The sequence below is a fragment of the Prosthecobacter sp. genome (genome assembly GCF_044378005.1).
GTDB lineage: Bacteria > Verrucomicrobiota > Verrucomicrobiia > Verrucomicrobiales > Verrucomicrobiaceae > Prosthecobacter.
In genome coordinates this window covers 1-6,431 of sequence record NZ_JBILYB010000224.1, presented here as the reverse complement: position 1 = coordinate 6,431, position 6,431 = coordinate 1, and the positions used below count along the sequence as shown (strand labels likewise).

At 57.9% G+C, this 6,431-nt stretch carries 8 protein-coding genes; 4 read left to right on the top strand and 4 right to left on the bottom strand.

Annotated elements, in window-relative coordinates:
* The first annotated feature begins 73 nt into the window (after window positions 1-73).
* The 4 genes from AC6FTP_RS24765 to AC6FTP_RS24750 all read left to right on the top strand — a co-directional run bounded on the left by AC6FTP_RS24765 (window position 74) and on the right by AC6FTP_RS24750 (window position 3,664).
* Window positions 74-1,198, top strand: coding sequence for a Gfo/Idh/MocA family protein (locus AC6FTP_RS24765; protein WP_497209584.1), 1,125 nt, complete (start codon window positions 74-76; stop codon window positions 1,196-1,198).
* 111 nt (window positions 1,199-1,309) lie between these two features.
* A complete protein-coding gene (locus tag AC6FTP_RS24760; RefSeq protein ID WP_497209583.1) occupies window positions 1,310-1,819 on the top strand; it encodes an RNA polymerase sigma factor in 510 nt (169 codons plus the stop codon).
* Complete coding sequence (locus tag AC6FTP_RS24755; RefSeq protein ID WP_497209582.1) at window positions 1,816-2,100, top strand: hypothetical protein; 285 nt, start codon at window positions 1,816-1,818, stop codon at window positions 2,098-2,100. Before AC6FTP_RS24760 ends, AC6FTP_RS24755 begins: the two co-directional genes overlap by 4 nt.
* A gap of 16 nt (window positions 2,101-2,116) precedes the next feature.
* Window positions 2,117-3,664 (top strand): hypothetical protein, encoded by a 1,548-nt coding sequence (locus AC6FTP_RS24750; protein ID WP_497209581.1) that lies wholly within the window; start codon window positions 2,117-2,119, stop codon window positions 3,662-3,664.
* Between the two features lie 326 nt (window positions 3,665-3,990).
* Here AC6FTP_RS24750 and AC6FTP_RS24745 read toward each other — a convergent pair whose 3' ends face one another.
* The 4 genes from AC6FTP_RS24745 to AC6FTP_RS24730 form a co-directional block, all read right to left on the bottom strand.
* Window positions 3,991-4,686: a hypothetical protein gene (locus tag AC6FTP_RS24745; RefSeq protein ID WP_497209580.1), complete on the bottom strand. Its 696-nt coding sequence runs from the start codon at window positions 4,684-4,686 to the stop codon at window positions 3,991-3,993.
* Between the two features lie 262 nt (window positions 4,687-4,948).
* Window positions 4,949-5,302, bottom strand: a complete 354-nt coding sequence (locus AC6FTP_RS24740) for a hypothetical protein (protein ID WP_497209579.1) — start codon at window positions 5,300-5,302, stop codon at window positions 4,949-4,951.
* Between the two features lie 224 nt (window positions 5,303-5,526).
* Complete coding sequence (locus AC6FTP_RS24735; RefSeq protein WP_497209578.1) at window positions 5,527-5,787, bottom strand: type II toxin-antitoxin system RelE/ParE family toxin; 261 nt, start codon at window positions 5,785-5,787, stop codon at window positions 5,527-5,529.
* Window positions 5,784-6,083 carry a type II toxin-antitoxin system RelB/DinJ family antitoxin gene (locus AC6FTP_RS24730; protein WP_497209577.1) on the bottom strand — a complete coding sequence of 100 codons (300 nt, stop codon included), beginning with the start codon at window positions 6,081-6,083 and terminating at the stop codon, window positions 5,784-5,786. The genes AC6FTP_RS24735 and AC6FTP_RS24730 overlap by 4 nt, the downstream gene beginning before the upstream one ends.
* Window positions 6,084-6,431 lie beyond the last annotated feature (348 nt).

The window sequence follows — 6,431 nt, the reverse complement described above, 5'->3', positions numbered from 1 at the left end:
CGATCCACCCTAAATTTTGTCGTTTCCGAAAAAGGGGTGCATCGGTATAAACGCGGCTCACCCATCCACCACCATGCCCAAAAAGAAGCTCAATATCGCCGTCGTCGGCCTCGGATTCGGGGCGGAGTTCATCCCCATCTGGCAGCGTCATCCAGAGACCGTCTGCTACGCCATCTGCCAGCGTGATCCGAAGAAGCTGAAGGCCATCGGCGATGCCTTTGGCGTGGATGTCCGCTACACGGACTTCAAGGAGATGCTGAAGGACCCGAACATCGACGCGGTGCACATCAACTCGCCGATCCCGGATCACGGCTGGATGTCCATTGAGGCGCTGAAGGCGGGCAAGCATGTGGCCTGTACGGTGCCGATGGCGACGAGCATCGAGGACTGCAAAAAGATCTGCGACCTCGTGAAGAAGACCGGCTTGAAATACATGATGATGGAGACCGTGGTGTATGCCCGCGAGTTCCTCTTCATGAAGGAGCAGGTTCAAAAAGGCAAACTGGGCAAGCTCCAGTTCCTCCAGTCCAGCCACCAGCAGGACATGGACGGCTGGCCGAACTACTGGCCCGGGCTGCCGCCGATGTGGTATGCCACGCATTGCGTCGGCCCCGTGGTCGCGCTGGCTGGCAAGCCTGCGGAATACGTGAGCTGCTTTGGTTCGGGCACCATCCGCCCTGAGCTGGTGAAGCAGTATGGCTCGCCCTTTGCGGTGGAAACCGCACATGTGAAGTTCAAGGGCAGCGATCTGAGCGCGCGTGTGATTCGCAGCCTTTTCGATACGGCGCGGCAGTATCGCGAAAGTATCGACGTGTATGGTGACAAGGCCTCCATCGAATGGCCGCTGATCGAGCACGAGCCGCTCATCATGCACACGGCCAAACTGCCTGAGCACAAGATTCCGAAGCTGATCAAATCACCCGACTACGCCAAGCTGCTGCCCAAGAGCATCCGCGACTTCACGACAAAAGGTGTCTATGACCTCGGCAAAAAGACGCACCTCAGCTTCGTGCAAGGCAGCGGCCACGGCGGCAGCCACCCGCACCTCGCCCATGAGTTCGCCATGGCCCTCGTCGAAGGGCGCGATCCCTTCCCGAACGCCAAACAATCCGCCAACTGGACCTGCGTCGGCCTCTGCGCCCACGAGTCCGCCATGGCCGGCGGCAAGATCGTGAAGCTGCCCGCTTTCACGGTGTAAGCATCCCTCCAGTGCGAACCTCAAAACGGACGCGGATCATTCCGCGTCCGTTTTCTTTTTGCAGCTTCGTTAGACAAATCGCAGGCCCTGCTGCGTCATCCTGGTGACACGATGCTCACCACCCGCCAGATTTCTGAACTCTACGATGCTCATGCGGCGGGCTTGTTTCATTACATCATCGGCATCGTGAAATCGGAGACGGAGGCGAAGGACCTTCTTCAGGAGCTGTTCCTGAAGCTTCAGCATCAAGGGTTGCCTAGCGTGGAAAGTGAGCGGGCCTGGCTGACGCGGCTGGCGCACAACCTGACGCTCGACTGGCTCCGCCGTCACCACAGCCGCCGCAGCGCGGAAGAGCGCAGTGCCTCAGAGCCGCAGCCTCTTTTTCAAAGCGAAGCCGATCCCGACACGGCCGAGTTCGCGCTGCGGGTGCAGGCGGCCCTGGATGAACTGCCGCCCGAGCAGCGCAGTGTCGCGCATCTGAAGCTCTGGCAGGGACTCACCTTTGAAGAGATCGCGGCAACCCAGGGCATCCCGCTGAACACCGCCGCCAGCCGTTACCGCTACGCCATTGAGAAACTGCGCACGCTCCTGCGTCCGCTCTACGACGAAATCCAGCCATGAAAGACGACCTCGAATCCCGACTCTCATCGCTTCAGCTCCAGCCACTGCCGCCGGCGTGGCGTGAGGAAATGCTCTCGCGCTTGCAGAGCGCTCCGCCCCGGCCCCGGCGGGCTCCTCCACGCTGGCTCGCGGTGGGTTGGGGGCTCGCATGGGCCGCTGTGCTCGTCCTGCATTTCACCACGCCAGCAGCCTCAGACCCGGCGGCACCCGCGCCAGCTCTGAATGCGGATGCCATGCTCCAGCGTGCCGAGCTCATGCAGTCCCTCCTCGCTTTAAAATAATCCACCTCCTCGCACCATGACCTCTCTCCTTCACCGCCGCTGGTTTCGTCGCCTGCTTTGGACACTCATCACGCTGCTCACCCTCTGGGTCCTGCTGGCTGTCGTGTTGAGCTGGTCAGGGCAGCGCCGTTGGTTACGCCTGAAAGCCGAACTCGATGCCGCAGGCGAAACGCTCGACTTCATCAAGCTCCTGCCACCGCCCATCGCCGAGGCGCAAAACTTCGCCGCCATCGAGCCGCTGAATGGCATTCGTCTCGCGCCGGGAGACAGTCCTGCTGCCAAAGCCGCTCAAGCGAAGCGCGATGCCATCAGTAAGGCCTGCCAGTTCCTCCGCGATCAACCTGTGAGTCAGGCGCTCGCCCTCGAGGGGTTGAAGAAGGCACAGCCACCCGATCTGGCTAAAATCATCACCGCCCTGCGCGAGCAAAAGCAGCTCCAGCTTCCGCCGAATGCCGATGCCAAAGCGCTGCGACAAGCCCTGGAGCAGCACCTGCCCATGCTCACCCAGCTCGCCGAAGCCGCGCGCACTCGTTCCCAGGTCGAGTTCCTGCCGCGTTGGGATGCCGCCAACCTGCCGGAGAACCTTTTCACCCTTGCCATGCCGCATTACACCCTTGCGCAGGATCTATCTCGCGCCCAGTGGCTCCACGGCCTCGCCTGCCTGGAATCCGGCGATCCCGCCGCCGCGGTGAGCGATGTCATCGCCATCCTCAGGCTGGCCAAAGGTGCCCTGCATGAGCCTTTCCTCATCGGTCATCTGGTGGGCATCACCCAGCAATTCACGGCCGCTGAGCTGACCTGGGTGCTGCTGCAAAAGCGGGCGCTCACAGCCGAGATGCTCCAGACCTTGCAGCAGGGTTTTCAAGGCCTCGACATCCCCGCCAGCCTGCTCCTGGCCTCGCGTGGTGAAATGGCGGCCGGTGCGGATATGGGCGAGCTGCTGGAGCGTGACCCATGGCGAGCCGTCGAGCTTTTCTCGATGATCCAAAGTGAAGGCCCAGCCAAGGCAGCCACCTTCGAAAACACCCTCATGCTCTGCATCCCCACCGGGTTCTTCACGCACATGAAAACCAGCCTCGTGCAGGCAGAATGGGAGCACCTCGTACGCATCAATCGCGATCAAGGGCTGAAGAACGCGCTCGTTGTGCCAGAACCCTTGGAAGTGTGGGTGAAGAGCCAGAACCTTCTGAGCCGACCCGACAACATGCTGGCCAGGCTCGCCCTGCCCGCCATGGGTCAGGTGAAAAGGAGCAGCGCCCTGGCTGAGAATACGCGGCTCCAGGCCTTCATCGCCTGCGCTCTGGAGCTGCATTTCCTCCAGCACGGCCGTTACCCGCCGAAGCTCGAAGACCTCGCCAACACCTCCCTCACCACCTTTGACGGCACGCCGATGCACTACCGCCCGAGTGCGGATGGCCGCTACCGCCTGTGGCATTCAGGCCCCGATGGCCAAGACGACGACGGCGCTCTGGCCGCCGAGAAGCCGCAGAAAAAGAAAGACGCCTCCCCCCGCTCCCCCGACTACCTCGGCGACTGGACCTGGCGCTACGAGGCTGTGAAGTGAGGGCAGCGAATCTGGGGGCGGAGCAAAGAGATCCGCAAGCCCAACGACTCAGATCAGGCGACTGCAACAAGATCGTTAAGCCGCCCGCTTTCACGGTGTAAAGGCAATGTCATCAAGCGAGCTGGAGGCTCGCAAGAGATAAGCCGGTGGTGAAGCGAGGAACGAGCGAGAACCACCGGATCAGCGATGCCAGTCTCTTTCGTGGTCTATGCGCTCCGGCAGGAGCGCGAGAAGTGTGCTTGTGCCTGTGAGTCCTGGAACTCTGCGAGTTCCGTGCACTTCTCGCGCCATTGCGCTTTGATAGCGGTGCCGTGTGCCTCTATCTCTTATATTTGCTGGAACATTCCAGTGCTGTAATGAACTGGAACTAATGCGTCTACAAACTTTTTATCTAGGATGAGTTGTTTCATCTTAGCTACATGAGGTTCGTAGCGCTGATACTCGGGAAGTAACTTCGGGTCCGATAAATCACTGCGGAGGCGCTGTTGGTATTCCGGAAGTGCACGCTGAGTGGGCAACATTATCAGTGCGTATACGACAGAAATGAATGCCATCGCTTGGAGTGTAACTAGTCCAGCATGCTCTTTGGGATCAGCGCCAAATGGGAGACTGTCGAAATTGTGATCACCATGAAGTTCGATTAACCATCGACAAGCATCACTCAGAGTTGGTCCACTGCCGTCGAACCATTGCTGCCATTGGCGGGATGCCCGAGCGTTTATAACATCAAGAAAAATGTGACCCGGAAAGTAAGTGATACCATGCTGGACTGTCCCATCTGACATGCCCACTCGATATATCTCTGCCAAAACTTCTGCACTAGACTCGTCATCGGGTCTCCAACGAAGGACTTTGCGATAGATATCACGACTTCCTGTTTCTGTAGCTAACTTGTTTGGAACTGTGTGCTGATGTTGTTGAGTATCAGACAAAGCGGTCATTCGCGGTTTTGTTGTCGGCACAGAAGCAGGCACGGTTGTAGTTGAAGCGCCAAACAGAGCAGACAGAAGGTTCTTAAACATAGTGTTCTATGAGCTAGTAGTTTGCGTAAATTTCAATGGAGAAGGTCTAAGCGGTGACAGCTTAGGATTTGTAGTGAGCGTCGAGACTTGTAGGCGGCTTGGAGTTATATTCAGCACGACCAAAAGAGCGGCGCCAGCGCTTGTCCATCCAATTAGTGTCGGTAAGATTGGTTAAGCGCATCGGTAATCTCCGATGAAATATCGATCAGAAATCGGGACATCTCTAAACCCTCCAGCTTAGCACCAAAATGGACGCCCTGTGTTACAATGCCCACTTCTCTTGCTTTTTCGTTAGTGCTGGGAACTGCTGCTTGAGGATTTCCCCGGCCCGATCCAATGAAAACAAGGCATAAAGGGCGACTAATCCGTAAATCACACGAATCGTCCAGCTCAGCCAAAAGTCTGGATGCCATTCATAGCCAACCTGCGAGACCGTCAAAACCCAACCCGCAATGCCGGGTACAGTGAAGACTACCCACAGGAACTTCGAATCGCGTTTATGCACGTCTTCACCAGCCCATCCCATTAATCCAAAAAACGCTAAGCCTATCCCTGCCAACAACATGAATGGTGATAGTATCACCATCAGTAGGCCATGTCCGATTTTCTTCAGCATCGCAGGAGACTTGTTGGGGTGGGTAAAAGTGGATTAGCACACGTCATTGTGGGCTAATCGGCCTTAGACTAGCCAGCCGTCATTCCGTTGGCAAGCTAGCCTTCTGGGCAAGGCCCTTGGCTTGAGCCTGCGGAGTCAGGCTTGGCTGAGGCTGAAGGGGAGGCTGGAGATGAAGAGCAAGAGTAGGAGCAAGAATGAGCTGTTTGAAGACCCGCCGCACGGATTCAATACACTTCATCATGGGTGCCTGTATTCAGCAGCAGTACGGTGGCATGACCATCCTCTTCTTCATAGACGATGCGCAGATCATACCCAGCGCTGATGGCACGCAGGCCGCGTAGCTTCCCGGTCAGGCCGTGGTTCTTCAGTTTGGGGTGGAAGGGCTGATCCATGAACAGTGTCAGCGCTGACTCCACTCGCCGTTGATCACGCACCGCCAGGTTGGCAAAGGCTTTGTCAAACCGAGCCGTGGTATGCAGCGTCATGGTTTGGCTTTTCGCAGGTGGCGAATGAGAGACTCCGCTGTGGTGAAGGGGCCGCTCCGTTGAGTTGCTTTCTTGGAGTCCTGCTTGGCTGCCAGGATTTCCTTCGTCTCCTTGGCGCTAAAGCGGTAAGGAGTAGGCTCCTCCGCCAGTGCAAAGGGGATCGAGTGCGTGGCCACGACCTTCTTCAAAAACACCCGCACTGCGCTGTCCATGTCCAAGCCCAAACCATCCAGCACTTTGGCGGCCTTTTTTCTCAGGGTGGGGTCGAGTGTGACTTCAAGGGTCTGCTGGCTCATGGCGTGGATTGTAGGGGGAAGATCAGGGGGCTGCAAGACTTCATGCCAAGCGGATTTGATAGCCACTTGTCATCCTGTTCTGAGGCTGAAGGGGAGGCTGGAGATGAAGAGCAAGAATGAGCGGCACATGCAGCGCGGGTCCCTGCCGTGAACGAAGTTCTCAGTTCTCAGTGCTCGGTTCTCAGCTGAAATGACCCGGCAGAAAACCAACTGAGCACTGTGAACTGAGCACTGACTACTCTGGCGAGACGGACACGAAAACAGTCCGAAGTTCGCACTACTCGGCGGCAGCCTTTTTCTTCTTCCCTTTGCCTTTGCCCTTCTTCTTTGGCTCGGCGGTGGGGGTGT